We start from the raw sequence: 14,984 nt of genomic DNA, 5'->3' as shown, positions 1-14,984 counted from the left end.
AAAAAATCCGGAGCCAGCACCAGCCCTGTGCTGGTCTGTGCTCCGGATCGGCATCATAGGCCTTGGCTGGCCCTCTTGAAGGCACCAAGGCTACACAGGCGCCAGCGCTTTAAAAGTCCACGCGCAGCCCCACGATGAGGTTGCGCCCCTTCAAAGGCGCCGCGTGCTTGATGGCCGACGTATGGGCGTAGCCCAGGCGATCGGTCAGGTTGTGAGCCTTCACCGTCAGGCTCACCGGGCTGCCGGCAAACCGGTAGCTGGCACCAAGGTTCAGCATGCCATAGCCCCCTGTGGCGTCTTCATACGCCGCCGTGCGGTTTTGGCGCAGCACCTGCACCCACTCGGCCTGCCCTTCCCAGCCTTGCCATGTGCCGTCCACCCGCAGCCCCACGCGGGCCGCTGGAATGCGGGGCAAATCACCACCGTGGGCCAGCTTGGCGCGCACCACATCGCCAAACACACTCACGCCAAAAAAACGGTTGATGCGCTGGCGCACTTGCGCTTCCAGCCCCGTAAAGCGGGCGTTAGCCTGGGTGTAGTGCTGCAGCTGAAAGCCCTCTTGCTCATCCACCGTGCGGCCATAGATATAGCCCTGAATGCGGTGGTGGTAGACGTTGGTGCTCCACGTAGTGGCACCGGTGGTTTTGCGCAGGCCCACATCCCAGGCGTTGCTGGTTTCTTTGCGCAACTGGCTATTGCCCACTTCCCAACTGTTGGTAGCCATGTGCGGGCCGTTGGCAAACAACTCTTCGGCCGAAGGCAGGCGCGCTGCGTGGCTGAATGAGGCGCTGGCCTGCCAGCCCGGCTGAAAACGCCACACCGTACCCAGCGATGCCGAATTGGCGTGGTGTTTGCGCTCGATCTGGCTGTCAAAGGCAGTAACTTGCTGGCGGTCATGCCGCAGCGCGGCCTGCCAGCGCCAGTCACCCACTTGCAGCTCTTCCAGCATGAAAACGCCCCATTTGTGGGTGTTGGTGGGCTGTACATAAGCTTCCTCGCCCTCAGCGCTAAAGCGCCGCTGGCCGTTTTGCATCCCCACCATGCCGCGCCAGCCTGCAATGGGCACGTGCTGCACTTCAATGCGCGCATCGTGGGCCCGGTTGCGAAACTGCGTGGCCACTTCTGCGCCTTCCAGCTCGTCGTGGGCATAGCGGGTGTGGCTGCCTTTGAAGCGCAGCGCCTCAACGCCCGGCACCGGGTTGCGCCATTCGCCGCGCACATCCCAGCGGTGGCTGGTCATGTCGACCACGGGTGTGGCTTCTTCTTCCTCGTGGGCATGGTGGTGACCACCGTGGCTGCCGCAGTGCAAATGCTCGCCGTGCGGGTGGCAATCGCTGTGTGCATGGCCGGGTAAGCCATAGGTCGCGCGCTGGCGGGTGTAGGCCGCGCCCAGATAGCCGTCGCGCTCTACCCACGACAGGCCGACCGTGCCCGTATGGCCATCGCTGAAGCTGCCCGGCACTTTGCGCCCGCCCTCTTCGGCTTGCCAGCCGCGCCCCACGCGGTAATCGCTGGCATTGCGCCCTGCCGCCTCCACACGCAGCACCAAGGGGCCGCTGCCTGTGGTCAGCCCCATCGCGCCACTTTTTTCATGCGCGGCGCTGCCCCAGCGCGCCTCGGCACTGCCTTGCACGGGCTGGTCTGGGCGCTGTGTGGGCACTTTGTCATCCACCAGATTCACCACGCCACCCACGGCACCACCGTGGATCAAGGCGCTGGGGCCACGCAAAATTTCCACTTGCTGCACCAGCAACGGGTCAGCGGTGACGGCGTGGTCCGGGCTGATGGTGGAGGCATCGTGCAATTCCACGCCATTGGCCAGCACGCCAATGCGTGGGCCGTCCATGCCGCGAATGATGGGGCGGCTGGCCCCGGCGCCAAAGTGGGTGGCGTGAATGCCGGGCTCACCCGCCAGGCTTTCGCCCAAAGTGCCTGCGCGTTGCAGCTGCCATGTCTGCCCTTCCAGCACGCTCACAGGGGCCGCCATATCTTGCGCCGCCCAGCCCAATCCGGTGGCGGACACGGTCACGCCGGGCAAAACCACCTCACTGGCTGGGTGGTGGCCGTGGTCGACGGCCTCCTGCGCGTAGCCCATCTGGATATGGGCCGCATACACAGCCACCGCGATGGCTGCAGGTTGAATCAGCTGCAAGTGCCAAGGGGATTGCAAAGACTTCATGTTTTCTCTCAAGCAAAAAGACGCGCGCAGACACTGCCGGCCTGTGCGCAGCGCGCATCAGGCAGCAGACAGCCACTGCAGCACGGGCAAGCCGTGGCAGCGCATCGTAAAAATCTGGATAAAAAGTGCCTCTAGCGCTTATGTAGCAAGCGCCAATAGCTCTTTTTTTAGATAACAGTGACCGAGGTCAGGCGATGAAGTCTTCAGGCGGCGCGCGGGCCTGGAAGATGCGCGCAGGCGCGGGCAACAAGTGGGCAACGCAGATCCACAGTGGTGGCTGTGCCGGTTGCAGATGGCTTGCTGCCACCGTCGCAGGCGTGTTGCTGGCGCCATGCCCCAATTGATCCAGCACCAAACAAGCTTGCGCGCTGTGCCCGTCAAACCATGCGGCAATGCCGCCATGCGTATGCGAGTGCTCAGCGGATGTGCTGGCCTGTGCGATGAAGGAAAGTGTCGGTGCGTGCAGCACCTCGTGCATGCGCCCCAAGGCTGGTGCAATCACCAAAGCCAAGGCCAGCCACCACCCTAACCAGGGCGTGCGCGCAGCGTGCATGCGGGAAAACCAGTTCATATCTGAGCTGAAAAAGCGAAAAATCCTTCAGAAAGTGGGAAAACGGTCAGTGTGCGTGGCGCATGCCGCAGTTTTTGCCAAGGGCCAAGCCTTTGCAGCTGGTTTGCAATTGCTTTTGGCAGTCTTCATAAGACTTGCCAGCAGCCAGACATTGCGCAGCTTGCTCATGCGCGCGGGCCATGCCACGGTGGCGCTCAATATCTTCTTGGGTATGGGCATCAACCTTGGCCGCCGACGCAGTGGCTGGGTTACTGTGGCTGTGCGCCGCATCATCGTGGCCGTGGGCATGGTTTTGCGCCCACGCGGGGGCAGACAGCAGCAAAGCGGCTGCCGCAGTACAAAGCAGAGATTTCATGGGAAAGACTCTCAGAGGGGTTGAAGAAAGATGTGCCGCATCACTGGCTATCACTGCCATCACTGCCCGTGGGCGCAGTGCGCGCATTCAGCTTGCACGGTGACATCCAGCGTGGGGTTGTGTACCCCGGCCGTCTGTGCCACCGCCTGGCGCAAGGCCTGCAAGGCCGCTTGTACAGCGGCCGCACTGTCGTCCAGCTCCATGGGCTGGTGACAGGCTTTGCATTCCATGTGCGCCGAGGGCGCAGTTTCCAGGGTATTGGCCACCCAATAGCGGGTGGTGCGCTGCGCATCGACCGAGCGTTGCAGCAGCCCGGCTTCTGCCAGCCGATCCAAAGCCCGGTAAACCGTCACGCGGTTGACTTGCACGCCCTGCGCCTGGAGGGCGGCTTCTGCCAGCGCTTGCGTCCACCCCAGCGCCGGTTGCTGCGCAGGCAGCACCGACAGCAATACCTGCACCGCACGCGTCGCACGCATGCCAGCAGGCAAAGTCAAAGCAGTGGGACCACGAGATTCAGGCATAAGCAGGCGTAGACAGCCATTAACGCAACACGGTTGCATTATGCCTGCCTGCACACGCAGGCTATGTTTTATGCGTCTTTTTTGGCGTGCGCAGCAAAGGTTTGCAAGAACTTGTGCACCTTGGGGCCCACCACGTACGCGCAATAACCTTGGTGGGGATTGCGCGCAAAGTAGTCTTGGTGGTAGTCCTCCGCAGGCCAGTAGTTGTCCAGTGGTTGCACCTCGGTCACCACCGGCACACCAAAAACCTTGTTTTGATTGAGTGACTGCACCAATGCCTGTGCCGCCTCATGCTGCTGGGGCGATGTAGTGTAGATACCGCTGCGGTACTGCGTGCCCACATCATTGCCCTGGCGATTGAGCGTGGTCGGGTCGTGGGTGCCAAAGAAAATCTCCAGCAGCGTGTGCAGCGAGATCTGTTCAGTATCAAATGTTACCTTCAGCACCTCTGCGTGGCCCGTGGTGCCTTCGCACACCTGCTCATAGCTAGGCTGCGGCACGTGCCCATTGGCGTAGCCGCTTTCTACATCCAGAACGCCTTGCACCCTGTCAAACACAGCTTCTGTGCACCAGAAACAGCCGCCGCCGAAATAAATGGTTTCTTGCATGCCCTGTTTGTACACCGAGTACGTGGAGCTGGCCGACAGCTGCGAGCTTGCTTTTTGTAGGAAATTAACCGCTTGACGCTCTGTTAGGCCTTTCTTATATTGCGCCTAATGACCAGTTGGTCATTTCTATTGGACGGACCGAGTACCTGTGAGCGCCGATATTTCTCCCGCGGATTCACCGCGCCGCACCCGCCGCAAAGAAGCACGCCCTGCTGAATTACTGGAGGCGGCCACTTGCCTGTTTGTAGAAAAAGGCTATGCCGCCACACGCGTGGAGGAAGTGGCTGCGCGTGCCAATGTATCCAAGGGAACGCTGTTTCTGTACTACCCCAGCAAAGAGGCGTTGCTCAAAGCCGTGGTGCGCGAAAACATTGCCGGGCGCTTTGTGGAATGGAGCAACGAACTGCGTGATTTTGCGGGCTCCACGCCCGATCTGGTGCGCTATGCCTTCGCCGTGTGGGTAGAGCGTATTGCCCACACGCACGCAGGAGGCATCTACAAGTTGATGACCAGTGAGTGCTGCAACTTCCCCGAGCTGGCAACTTTTTATCTGGAAGAAGTGATTAAGCCGGGCCACGACTTGGTACGCCGTATCTTGCAGCGCGGGATTGAGCGGGGCGAGTTTCGCCCCATCGACGTGAATGCAGGCATCCACCTGATCATGACGCCTATGTTCTCGTACATCCAATGGCGCCACTCCATGGGTGTGTGCTACCCCGATTCATTGGGCATTTCTGCCCAAGCCTACTTTGACATGCACGTAGACAACCTGCTACGCGGCTTGGCCGCTCACCCGCAATGACATCCGGCACGCCCCAGACTGCCCCCGCCGCTGCTCGCCAGACTCCCAAGTGGATGTGGCTGCTGGCGGCCATTTGCGTGATTGCCATCATCGGGGGCATGTGGCGTGCACTGGACAATCGCAGCGCAAAAAAAGAAGCACTCAGCGCAAGCCTGGAGCGCGCTGCAGCCAGTTTAAGCATTGCACCGAACGAGTGGATGCACGTGCAGCTGCGTAAATTGCCCTTGGGGCTGCGTATTACCGGGAGTTTGTCTGCGGTAGACCGCGCAGTGATCAAAGCCCGCGTCCCCGGGGAGCTGCGAGAGCTGCAATTGCGCGAAGGCGACAGCGTGGCGCAAGGCCAGGTGATTGCCCGGGTGGACCCCACCGAGTCCGACGCGCGCTTTCGGCAGGCACAGCTGCAAGCCAATGCCGCACATGCCCAGGTAGCTATCCAGCAGCGTCAGCACGACAACAACCGGGCGCTGGTGGGCAAAGGGTTTATTTCCGAGACAGCGCTGGCTACCTCAGCCGCCAACTTGCAGGCTGCACAGGCCAATTACGCCGCAGCACGGGCAGCCCAAGACGCGGCCCAGAAGAGCCTGGATGACACGGTGCTGCGCAGCCCCATTACCGGTCAGGTGGCGCGCCGCATGGTGCAAAACGGGGAGCGCGTGAACGTGGAGGCGCCCATCCTGGAGGTGGTGAACCTTGCGGTTTTAGAGCTGGAGGCACAGTTGCCCGCGAATGACTCTGCCCAAGTGCGGGTCGGCCAGAACGCGCAATTGCAGCTGCGTACCAGCAATGGGCAAGCGCCGCAGCCCTTACAGGCCCAGGTGGTGCGCATCAATCCCAGTGCATCCACAGGCAACCGATCTGTACCCGTTTACCTGCGCCTGACCGCTGCAGCCGATACACCGCTGCGCCCGGGGATGTATGTGGAAGGCTTTATACAGACCGGCAGCACACAAGCCTTGGCGGTACCACTGACTGCTGTGCGCACCGACCAGCCCCAACCCTATGTCCAAACCGTGTTGAACCATGTGGTGCAGCACAGCACCGTCACCTTGGGGCCGCAAAGCGTAGGCGAAGCGCAGACATGGGTCGCCGTTCAAGGGCTGCAGCCCGGGCAAATTGCCTTGGTCGGGAATGTGGGCGGCATTCCCGCAGGCACCCGGGTGCAACTGCAGGACGCCGCGCAGCCGCCCACGCCTGCTGCTATGCAGCCAGCGCCGACAGGCCGTTGAGCGCACTGAGCACCGACAGAAAGTACGCACCATGTGGTTTACCAAGGTTAGTCTGCGCAACCCCGTCATGGCCACGATGGTGATGCTGGCCTTTGTGGTGCTGGGCTTGTTCTCCTACCAGCGGCTGGCGATTGATCAGTTTCCGAACATCGATTTCCCCGTGGTCGTGGTTTCTGTGGGTTACCCCGGTGCTTCCCCCGAGGTGGTGGAAAGCGAAGTCACCAAACCGATGGAAGAAGCCATCAACTCGATTGCGGGCATCAACGCCCTCACCTCGCGCAGCTATGAGGGTAAATCGCTGATCATCATCGAGTTTCAGTTGCATATTGACGGGCGCAAAGCTGCCGATGATGTGCGCGAGAAAGTCGCCACTGTGCGCCCCCTGCTCCGCGATGAGGTGGATGAGCCTTGGGTGCTGCGTTTTGACCCCGCCAGTGCGCCTGTGTGGTCGGTGGCCGTCCTGCCCGACCGCGACACACAGGCTGCGGGCGCGCAGCCGCTGTCGCCCATCCAACTGACCACGTGGGCCGAGCAGGTGCTGAAAAAGCGCCTGGAGAACGTCCGCGGCGTGGGTGCTGTGAATTTGGTGGGCGACACCCCCCGCGAGATCAACATTTACCTAGACCCGGCCGCTTTACAGGCGTATGGCATTTCGCCCGCGCAGGTGGTCAGTGCGGTGCGCAGTGAAAACCAGGACTTGCCGGTGGGCAGCATTCGTTCGCTGCAGCAAGAACGTGTGGTGCAGGTGAACGCGCGCATTCAGCGGCCGGAGCAGTTTGCCGACATCATCGTGGCGCAGCGCGAGGGTGCACCTGTGCGACTGGGGCAACTTGCACAGGTGCACGACGGCGCGCAAGAGGTCGAGAGTCTGGCGCTGTACAACGGTCAGCGCACCCTGGTGCTTTCGGTGCAAAAAGCGCAGGACGAAAATACGATTGAAGTGGTCAAAGGCTTGAACCAGGCGATTGACAGCATGGGCGCAGAATTGCCTGCGGGCATCAAGCTGGAGCCGATTGCCAATGCCGCCCGCCCGATTCAGGTGGCCGTCGACAACGTGCGCCAAACCCTGCTGGAAGGTGCCGTGCTGACGGTGGTGATTGTGTTTTTGTTCCTGAATTCGTGGCGCTCCACCATTATCACCGGCTTGACGCTGCCGATCGCGCTGATTGGCACCTTCTGGTTCATGTACATGTTCGGTTTTTCCATCAACATGGTGACGCTGATGGCGTTGTCACTGTGCGTGGGCCTGCTGATTGACGATGCGATTGTGGTGCGCGAGAACATTGTGCGCCACGTCCAGATGGGCAAAAACGCCTATGACGCAGCCATGGATGGCACGCAAGAGATTGGCTTGGCCGTGCTGGCGACCACCTTGTCGATCGTGGCCGTGTTTTTGCCCATTGGCTTTATGGGCGGCATCATCGGCAAGTTTTTCCATGAGTTTGGCATCACCATCGTGGCGGCGGTGCTGATCTCCATGTTTGTCAGCTTTACGCTGGACCCCATGCTCTCCAGCGTATGGCATGACCCCAGCATTCACGTGCATGGCCAATCTGGCACGCGCGCAGGTCAACCCACGCTGTACGACCGCACTTTGGGCCGCATCACACACTGGTTTAACAATGCCAGCGAAGATTTATCTGCCCTGTACCAGCGTTTGCTGCGCTGGGCACTGCTGCACAAGCTGGCTACCGTAGTGATTGCCTTGGGCATTTTTGTGGGCAGTGTGCTGATGCTGCCGCTGCTGGGCTCGGAATTTGTACCCGCTGCCGACTTTTCCGAAACCCGCGTTAACTTTGAAACCCCTCAGGGTTCGGCCATTGAGGCCACCGAAGCCAAAGCGCTGCAGGTGGAATCCATCATCCGTGCCATGCCTGAGGTACGTTACACACTCACCAGCATCAACACCAGCAATGCCGAAGGCAAGCACTCCGCCAGCATCTACATCCGCCTGGTGGATCGCAAAGAGCGCTCACGCAGTCTGGATGCCATGTCGTTAAAGCTGCGCGACACCTTGCGCAATGTGCCTGGCATCATCGTGACCCACGTGGGGTTGCTGGAGCCCGTGGGAGGGCAAAAGCAAATTGAGTTTTCCATCATGGGCCCAGACCTGGGCGAGCTGGGGCGGCTGAACCAGCAGTTAATGAAGCAGTTGCAGCACATCCACGGCTTGGTGGATGTAGACACCAGCTTGCAACCACCCAAACCTGTCATCAACGTGCAGGTGCGCCGCGATGCAGCCGCTGATGTGGGGCTTTCAGTAGCCAGCATTGCCAGCAGCTTGCGCACTTTGGTGGCGGGCGACACGATTGGCAATTGGCGCGCCAGTGATGATCAAACCTACGATGTGAATGTGCGCCTGGCGCCCCAAGCGCGCACGCAGCCTGCTGACTTGCAGCGCCTGCCGTTTGCCTTGACCGGCCCTGACGGAAATACCCGAGTGGTGCAACTCAGCCAGGTCGCTGACGTGGTTGAATCCAGCAGCCCCAGCCAGATCAACCGCCGCGCCATGACGCGCGAGGTGCAATTTACCGCGAACGTAGCCCTGCGCTCGGTCGGTGAGGTCTCGGCAGACATCACCCAATTGCTGAACCAGCTGCAGATGCCGCCGGGCTACCGCTGGGAGTTTGGCGGCTCCACCAAGAACATGAAGGAGTCGTTTGCCTATGCCATCTCTGCATTGGCGCTGGCCATCATTTTTATCTACATGATTTTGGCCAGCCAGTTCAAAAGCTTTATCCAGCCGCTGGCGCTGATGACCGCTTTGCCTCTGACGCTCATTGGCGTGGTGTTGGCGCTGATGATGTTCAACTCTGCCATGAGCATGTTCTCCATCATCGGCATCGTCATGCTGATGGGCCTGGTCACGAAAAACGCCATTTTGCTGGTGGACTTTGCCATCCGTGCACGGGGCGAGCACACCGATGAGCGGGGGCAAGTGCAGCCAGGCCTGCCGCGTGAGCAAGCACTCTTGCTGGCCGCCAAGGTGCGGCTGCGCCCTATCCTGATGACCACCTTGGCCATGGTATTTGGCATGGTGCCGCTGGCATTTGCCGTCACCGAAGGCTCCGAGCAACGCGCACCCATGGGGCAGGCAGTCATTGGCGGGGTCATTACCTCATCGCTGCTGACCTTGGTGGTCGTGCCAGTGGTGTATTGCTATTTAGACGATTTGACGCAGTGGTGCAAAAAGCTTTGGAAGGGTCGGGAGCCCGACAACGCCGCAGAAGCGCCCCTAGACTCGTAGAATCCTGAGTTTGTTTCAGATAAGCCATCCCGCAGCGGAGGAGACCCTAATGAATTTGCCCCTGAACAGCCTGTTAGATCGCCAAGACGCTACCGAAAATGCCCGCTACAACATGGTGCAGCAGCAAGTGCGCCCATGGAATGTGTCGGCAGAACGCCTGCTCGAAGCTCTCTACACCGTGCGCCGTGAAGATTTCACCCCTCCCGCACAGTACAGCCTGGCTTTCATGGACGTTGAAGTGCCCCTGAATGATGATGTAAACGCCATCGAAAATGGTGAATGCATGCTCCAGCCCCGTGTAGAAGCGCGCATGATCAACGATCTGGACATTCAGCCTACCGATCGCGTGCTGGAAATCGGCACCGGCTCAGGCTACAGCGCAGCCTTGCTGTCCAAGCTGGCCCAAGACGTGGTGACTTTGGAAATCAATCCAGAGTTGGCCGATATGGCCCGCGAAAATCTGGCCGATGCAGATTGCACCAACGTCACCGTGCGTGTGGCCGATGGCTCCAAAGACACCTTGCCCGAAGGCCCTTTTGATGTGATTTTGCTCAGCGGCTCCGTCGAAGTTCTGCCCCAAACGCTGTTGTCGCACCTCAAAGAAGGTGGCCGCCTGGCTGCCATCGTCGGGCAAAAGCCCATGATGCGCTTCACCATCGTGACCAAGCAAAACGGCCATACCACGACCAAAACCCCATGGGATCTCGTGGTGCCGCGCCTGCAAGGCTTTGCAACCGCGCCACGTTTCACGTTCTAACGTCTGCGTTTATCGGCCTCACCGGAGAGTTGTATGTTTTATCAAGTGCGCCCTTCCCTGCTGGACGAGTGGTTGGGCCAATTCGCCGGTGATGCTGTCAAGCCCGTCGTTTTGGACGTGCGTGAAAAGTGGGAATGCCAAGTAGCCAGTGTGGCGCCCAGTGACCAGTTTGAGCTGCAGTGCATTCCCATGGGCGAGATCACATCCCGCCTCAATGAGCTTGACCCCGAGCGCCCGGTTGCCTGCCTGTGCCACCACGGCGCGCGCAGCATGAGCGTGGCCGTATATCTGGTGGAGCGTGCAGGTTTCGAATGCGTGGCCAATATCACAGGGGGCATTGACGCTTGGTCGCACGAGCGTGATCCCCAAGTGCCTACATACTGAGTCGAGCAACACAACAACAAGGCAGACAGGCGCTGCCGGTGAGATTCTTGGAGACGTTTCCCATGGTCTTTTCATTCGGGCAGCACATCTCTCGCGCTTTGCGCCCCGCTATGGGCCGGATTGCCTGCGCAGCTTTACTGGCTTGTGTGCAAACTGCCGCCGTACAGGCCCAAAGTTTGGTGCAACTTACCGAACAAGCCCAGGCTTATGACGCCGCCTGGCAAAGCGCACGTGCCCAATTGGACGCAACGATCAGCAAAGGTGCACAAGCCCAAGCGGGCTTGCTGCCGCAAGTCGGCATTCAGGCCGGCAGCCAATACAGCGAAACACGGGTGCGCGGCAGCTTTCCGACCCAGCCGCTGGATGCACGCCAAGACTCCGCCAGCTTGCAAGCCAAGCAACCCCTGTATAACCCCGCCAACTTAGCCACCTACCGCCAAGGCACGCGCAATGTGGATTTGGCCTATGCCCAGGTGGACGCTGCATCGCAAGATTTGCTGGTGCGCACGGCGAAAGCCTATTTCCAAGTGCTGGCCGCGCTGGATACCCTGCATCTAGTGCAAGCGCAAAAACGAGCGGTGGCTGAACAGTACGAGTACGCCAAACGCAATTTCGAAATTGGAACGGCCACGGTCACTGACTCACGCGAAGCGCAAGCACGGTTTGACCTGGTGCGCGCCCAAGAAATCGCTACCGAAAACGATCTGCGCGTCGCACAAGCTGCCCTGGAGCAACTGGTGGGCGCTGCAGGGGCAACGCCGTGGCCGCTGGCACAGCCCGTGCGGCTGCCACAACTCATGCCAAATGATTTGCAAGTCTGGCTAGATACCGCGCAAGCCCAAAGCCCGCTGATTCGGCAAGCGTTGATTGCCGTGGATGTGGCGCAACTGGAAACGGACAAAGCCTACGCGGGGCACAAACCTACCGTAGATTTGCAGGCTAGCTACGGCACGCAGCGTAATCCCGATGGCTCATTGACCATGCCGGTGCGCAATAACGCGACTGTGGGAACGGTCGGGGTGGTGATGAACATCCCCCTCTTCGCCGGATTTGCCGTACAAAACCGTGTCAAAGAAACACTCTCGCTGGAAGAAAAGGCCCGTGCCGATTTGGAAGCTGCCAAACGCCAAGTTGCGCAGGCAGTGCGCACTGCTTTTTTGGGTGTGCAGTCGGGTTACGGACAAGTCCAAGCATTGGAGGCTGCGGTGGCTTCCAGCCAAAGTGCCTTAGAAGCTAATTTGCTGGGCTATGAAGTGGGCGTACGTATCAACATCGACGTACTTAATGCCCAAAGCCAGCTCTACCAATCACAAAAAGACCTGGCACAAGCACGCTACAACCTGCTCGTGGGACAACTTCAGCTGCGCCAAGCGGCAGGAAATTTAAGCATGCAAGATGTGCATAGCATCAATGCGATGTTGAGCCCCGCTCATCTTGTGACCTTGCCAAGCATTCCCAGTTCTCAAAAAAAATGAGCATTAAGCGCAGATAAATAAAAGGGTTCAGTACAGAAACATACTGGACCCTTTTATTTGCTGCGTCAGCAGCTATCTTTTTAATAATTAGTGCTGTTAAAAACCTCTGTTTATTAGAGCATTTGTTTGTTTTAGAATACAAATAAATCTCATGTAAGCTGCATTCGTTGTTGTATAAAAAGCGCCAGTAATCCAGCGCTTTTTAGAGTACGACCCAAGTGGTACTTATTTGATCAACTCTAGCATTTGCTTAAAGGCTGGGTGCTCACAGCTGCGAATCCATTCAAAGGCCACCATTTCGGTCGTCACCAGCTCAGCACCTGCGCCTGCTAAGCGGTCAAAAGCCGCATCACGATTGCGCTCACTGCGCGAGCTGCAAGCATCGGTCACCACCCACACTTCCATCTCCTCTTCCAACAGTTGCAGGGCTGTCTGCATCAAACAAACATGGGCCTCGCAGCCAGCGATGATGATGGAGGGCCGCTCAGGCTCTTGCGGGGCAGCTGGCTTTTGCAAATGTTTAGGCAAGCTGCGTGCATTGCCACCTTGCTGTTTTTTGACAGGCGGGCGTAGCGCGTCAATCAAGCCCTCTTCTGCAGCGCTAAAGCTCATCTTGGCAAATGTCTCATCGCACAGCGCACGCAATTGCGCATCGTTGGGGCCCAGGCGACTGGGGTTTTGCTCGGTTGCCCACACTGGCACCTGCATCATGTTGGCCAGCTTCGCAAGCTTGATGGCGTTCGCCAGCACCTGTGGGCCTTCAAAAATAGCTGGCATCAGTTTTTCTTGGTAGTCGATCAGCACCAACTGCGAGTCATCGGCATCCAGCAACATGTTTTTTTCCTAGAGTGTTCTTCAATAAGGCTGCATTGTCGCAGCGATAAGACCTGCTCGTCACCCAACTGCCAGAAGTTGATGCGGGCTGCTTCACATCAAACACGGGCCAAACATCCAGTGGAAAACCATAATTGAACGTGATTTGTAAGGCATTTTCTGCCCACAACGTCAGGAAGCCGTGATAACCTCCGGCCCCATGACTTGCAAATGGCTATTAGTTCTCGCCCTTGTCTGTGGAAGCGTGCAAGCAGCTCCCACTGCCGACGAGGCTCTTTCTCAGGATCGTTTGACCCAAATCCTGAAAGAGCGTGGTCTTGGGGCCAATCTACAAACGGTAGGCCATACCGTTGCAACCAACACGTCCAGCCTGATCAACACGGCCATGGGCATGATTGGCATTCCCTACCGTTTTGGTGGCACGAGTGCAGACACTGGCTTTGACTGCAGCGGTTTCGTGCGTGCGATCTACCAAGACACCGTGGGGCATCTTTTGCCACGCCGGGCGGATGAGCAAGCCAAAGCCACGCAAAAGATTGACAAAAAAGAACTCAAGCCAGGTGACTTGGTGTTCTTCAACACCATGCGCCGTGCATTCAGCCACGTCGGCATCTATGTAGGTAATGGCCAGTTCATTCACTCCCCCAGCAAGGGCAAAACCGTCCGTGTTGAGGATATGAATACCAGCTACTGGGCCAAGCGCTTCAATGGAGCGCGCCGCGTTGATGTGGCCAACGTCGACACCGACAGCCTGCTGTCCAGCGACTTGAAAACCCCTTAAATCTTGCGCTCACGCATCAAGGCCTGCTTCATGCAGGCCTTTGTTTTTATTCCCGCCAAAAACTGCCTCGTATGACTGAAAAAGCCATCCCCAAACCCAAACTGGTTCGCTGGATCATTGGCACACCTATCGCACTATTTGCGTTGCTGATGCTGGGCAGCCAGCTCATGTTTTATTTTTCCCCCAACAAAGAAGAACAATGGCTGGAGCGAGAAACCATCCGGCTGTGCTGGAAAGAGCGTGAAAAAGGACCCAAGGAAAACACCCCTACCCAATTCAAAGAAGGCCAGTGCGAACAGCTGGAATTTGACTTTAAAAACAAGTGGAACGTGAACCCCTGAACCAGTTGCCACTACTTACTGTCGAGATCAGGTCACGCTGCTGCCAGAGTGCCTGGATGACTTCATTGGTGAAGATAATCCCGTGCGAGTCGTAGATGCCTTCGTTGATGAGTTGGACTTGCGGGCTCTCGGACTCAACAGGGTTGCGCCTGCAAGCACCGGTCGTCCGTCATACCACCCTGTAGTGATTGTGGTGGCGATCTTGCTATGCGAAGGCCTTGTGAATTTGCTGCCAACACCGGCTTGTAGGGCGCACAACTCAGACTATTCACTTCCAGTCATCCCTCACCTCGTAGATCACCCAAGCTACAAGCATCACCAACAGCCACAGGCCAACAAGTTGATTCATTAGGGCAGACATCACAGCTCTCCTTGAAGTGCGTGATGGGTTCATGATCCCACTTTCAATTCACATCTGCAAACGTCCTACGCCCGCACCCTGAGGGTTTTTTGCATGAGTCGTGCTGAGCCTTGGATTAGCTGTAGCTACAAACACAAAAATATTGCAGGGGCACCGGCCAGATGGACAACCGACGTCGAAAGAAAGATGGGAAGGGTTTGAAGGCGAGTGTCACAGTCCACCTGCCCAGGTGTGCCATGAAGGTGATTACCCTTCACCGCATGGAGCAACTGTGGTCTGGAGCTGGGAAACCGGAAAGAGTTAGGCCGGAAACCAGCGCCTTGTGACAAAGGGCTGCGGTTTGGAAAACAAGCGCCTTTGTTACTTACGCATTCATACAACGCGGGTATTGCTTCAGGAGCAAATTCAAGTCGTGAAAGCAATTCTGCCTTTCACTCATCTTTGAGGAGTCCACCAATGCCTCAGCAAATCAAATCTGGCTAAAACAACCCTAGTCAGAAACATGGGTAAGAGCGACAAGCTGTGAACCGCCCCGGGTTTTG

General features: G+C 58.3%; 14 protein-coding genes and 1 pseudogene. 9 read left to right on the top strand and 6 right to left on the bottom strand.

All coding sequences use genetic code 11. The annotated features are described in order from the left end of the window. Positions 1-109: 109 nt before the first annotated feature. From B3R00_RS08880 to msrA, 5 genes are all read right to left on the bottom strand, one after another. Entirely contained in the window at positions 110-2,179 is a 2,070-nt protein-coding gene (locus tag B3R00_RS08880; protein ID WP_376747672.1) for a TonB-dependent receptor, read from the bottom strand. A gap of 187 nt (positions 2,180-2,366) precedes the next feature. Next, positions 2,367-2,750, bottom strand: a complete 384-nt coding sequence (locus B3R00_RS08875; RefSeq protein WP_286998703.1) for a hypothetical protein — start codon at positions 2,748-2,750, stop codon at positions 2,367-2,369. A 46-nt stretch (positions 2,751-2,796) separates the two neighbouring features. Then, a complete protein-coding gene (locus B3R00_RS08870) occupies positions 2,797-3,105 on the bottom strand; it encodes a hypothetical protein (RefSeq protein ID WP_286998702.1) in 309 nt (102 codons plus the stop codon). Positions 3,106-3,164: 59 nt separating this feature from the next. Further along, positions 3,165-3,599: a transcriptional repressor gene (locus tag B3R00_RS08865; RefSeq protein ID WP_286998701.1), complete on the bottom strand. Its 435-nt coding sequence runs from the start codon at positions 3,597-3,599 to the stop codon at positions 3,165-3,167. Positions 3,600-3,694: 95 nt separating this feature from the next. Further along, positions 3,695-4,234, bottom strand: coding sequence for a peptide-methionine (S)-S-oxide reductase MsrA (gene msrA, locus B3R00_RS08860; RefSeq protein ID WP_286998700.1), 540 nt, complete (start codon positions 4,232-4,234; stop codon positions 3,695-3,697). 148 nt (positions 4,235-4,382) lie between these two features. Between msrA and B3R00_RS08855 the strand changes: the two genes are divergently transcribed. From B3R00_RS08855 to B3R00_RS08830, 6 genes are all read left to right on the top strand, one after another. After that, a complete protein-coding gene (locus tag B3R00_RS08855) occupies positions 4,383-5,036 on the top strand; it encodes a TetR/AcrR family transcriptional regulator (protein ID WP_219164631.1) in 654 nt (217 codons plus the stop codon). Further along, entirely contained in the window at positions 5,033-6,262 is a 1,230-nt protein-coding gene (locus tag B3R00_RS08850) for an efflux RND transporter periplasmic adaptor subunit (RefSeq protein ID WP_286998699.1), read from the top strand. Before B3R00_RS08855 ends, B3R00_RS08850 begins: the two co-directional genes overlap by 4 nt. 31 nt (positions 6,263-6,293) lie before the next feature. After that, on the top strand, positions 6,294-9,509 hold the full coding sequence (locus B3R00_RS08845; RefSeq protein WP_286998698.1) for an efflux RND transporter permease subunit: 3,216 nt from the start codon (positions 6,294-6,296) through the stop codon (positions 9,507-9,509). A 49-nt stretch (positions 9,510-9,558) separates the two neighbouring features. Next, a complete protein-coding gene (locus B3R00_RS08840) occupies positions 9,559-10,266 on the top strand; it encodes a protein-L-isoaspartate O-methyltransferase family protein (protein ID WP_286998697.1) in 708 nt (235 codons plus the stop codon). Positions 10,267-10,299: 33 nt separating this feature from the next. Next, positions 10,300-10,650, top strand: a complete 351-nt coding sequence (locus B3R00_RS08835; protein WP_286998696.1) for a rhodanese-like domain-containing protein — start codon at positions 10,300-10,302, stop codon at positions 10,648-10,650. 62 nt (positions 10,651-10,712) lie between these two features. Continuing rightward, positions 10,713-12,125, top strand: coding sequence for a TolC family outer membrane protein (locus B3R00_RS08830; RefSeq protein WP_376747673.1), 1,413 nt, complete (start codon positions 10,713-10,715; stop codon positions 12,123-12,125). 225 nt (positions 12,126-12,350) lie between these two features. Here the strand turns inward: B3R00_RS08830 and B3R00_RS08825 are convergent, their stop codons facing one another. Beyond that, positions 12,351-12,959 (bottom strand): isochorismatase family protein, encoded by a 609-nt coding sequence (locus tag B3R00_RS08825; protein WP_286998695.1) that lies wholly within the window; start codon positions 12,957-12,959, stop codon positions 12,351-12,353. A 199-nt stretch (positions 12,960-13,158) separates the two neighbouring features. Here B3R00_RS08825 and B3R00_RS08820 point away from each other — a divergent pair, with 199 nt between their 5' ends. The 3 genes and pseudogenes from B3R00_RS08820 to B3R00_RS08810 all read left to right on the top strand — a co-directional run. Next, positions 13,159-13,740: a C40 family peptidase gene (locus B3R00_RS08820; protein ID WP_286998694.1), complete on the top strand. Its 582-nt coding sequence runs from the start codon at positions 13,159-13,161 to the stop codon at positions 13,738-13,740. A gap of 71 nt (positions 13,741-13,811) precedes the next feature. Beyond that, entirely contained in the window at positions 13,812-14,081 is a 270-nt protein-coding gene (locus B3R00_RS08815; protein WP_286998693.1) for a hypothetical protein, read from the top strand. Between the two features lie 37 nt (positions 14,082-14,118). Then, positions 14,119-14,274: pseudogene (locus B3R00_RS08810) on the top strand (IS5/IS1182 family transposase); the annotation flags it as partial. Positions 14,275-14,984: the final 710 nt, after the last annotated feature.

This window comes from Comamonas sp. UBA7840, from assembly GCF_002501455.1.
Taxonomy (GTDB): Bacteria; Pseudomonadota; Gammaproteobacteria; order Burkholderiales; family Burkholderiaceae_C; genus Comamonas; species Comamonas jiangduensis.
Note: the sequence above shows the minus strand (reverse complement) of the source record. Positions and strands in the feature narration are given on the sequence as shown.

Bases quoted from the DNA above. Each gene is read 5' to 3' on its own strand.
- B3R00_RS08880 (WP_376747672.1), bottom strand. From the start codon at position 2,179: ATGAAGTCTTTGCAATCCCCTTGGCACTTGCAGCTGATTCAACCTGCA.
- B3R00_RS08875 (WP_286998703.1), bottom strand. From the start codon at position 2,750: ATGAACTGGTTTTCCCGCATGCACGCTGCGCGCACGCCCTGGTTAGGG.
- B3R00_RS08870 (WP_286998702.1), bottom strand. From the start codon at position 3,105: ATGAAATCTCTGCTTTGTACTGCGGCAGCCGCTTTGCTGCTGTCTGCC.
- msrA (WP_286998700.1), bottom strand. From the start codon at position 4,234: ATGCAAGAAACCATTTATTTCGGCGGCGGCTGTTTCTGGTGCACAGAA.
- B3R00_RS08850 (WP_286998699.1), top strand. From the start codon at position 5,033: ATGACATCCGGCACGCCCCAGACTGCCCCCGCCGCTGCTCGCCAGACT.
- B3R00_RS08845 (WP_286998698.1), top strand. From the start codon at position 6,294: ATGTGGTTTACCAAGGTTAGTCTGCGCAACCCCGTCATGGCCACGATG.
- B3R00_RS08840 (WP_286998697.1), top strand. From the start codon at position 9,559: ATGAATTTGCCCCTGAACAGCCTGTTAGATCGCCAAGACGCTACCGAA.
- B3R00_RS08835 (WP_286998696.1), top strand. From the start codon at position 10,300: ATGTTTTATCAAGTGCGCCCTTCCCTGCTGGACGAGTGGTTGGGCCAA.
- B3R00_RS08830 (WP_376747673.1), top strand. From the start codon at position 10,713: ATGGTCTTTTCATTCGGGCAGCACATCTCTCGCGCTTTGCGCCCCGCT.
- B3R00_RS08825 (WP_286998695.1), bottom strand. From the start codon at position 12,959: ATGTTGCTGGATGCCGATGACTCGCAGTTGGTGCTGATCGACTACCAA.
- B3R00_RS08820 (WP_286998694.1), top strand. From the start codon at position 13,159: ATGACTTGCAAATGGCTATTAGTTCTCGCCCTTGTCTGTGGAAGCGTG.
- B3R00_RS08815 (WP_286998693.1), top strand. From the start codon at position 13,812: ATGACTGAAAAAGCCATCCCCAAACCCAAACTGGTTCGCTGGATCATT.